The 375-nt window shown below is 42.1% G+C and carries 1 protein-coding gene; it reads left to right on the top strand.

All coding sequences use genetic code 11. The annotated features are described in order from the left end of the window. The coding region (locus tag F1003_RS18510; RefSeq protein WP_162307002.1) for a hypothetical protein at positions 1–375 on the top strand (375 nt) is incomplete at both ends.

Here is a 375-nt window from a genome sequence, read left to right as displayed (position 1 = left end):
GAAGTGCCTTTTTCTAAATATGCTGTTTCATCATTATTCATTTTAAAGGTGGTTAAAGCAACGTTCATAGACAGTATAAAACAGCAGGATATAAACCATCTTACAGCAAGGGGATATGGTGAAGATAAGTTTACTTTCATGTTGGTAGATGAGTATCAGCAGTTCCTTACCAATGATACCGATCCGGCAGTGGATGATAACAACTGGTTCGACATATCGAGGGGCTACGGCCATATCAACATCATTTCCTCTCAGTCTGTTGATTCACTGGATGCTAAGGCCGGGCAAGCCTACACAAATCAGCTGATAGGCAACTGTATGAACATAGTTCATCTGGCTACTCATGCTGTCAGGAGCCTTGAGAACATCGCTACC

Source organism: Winogradskyella ouciana, from assembly GCF_009709615.1.
GTDB lineage: Bacteria > Bacteroidota > Bacteroidia > Flavobacteriales > Flavobacteriaceae > Winogradskyella > Winogradskyella ouciana.
This window is presented reverse-complemented; position numbering and strand designations above follow the sequence as displayed.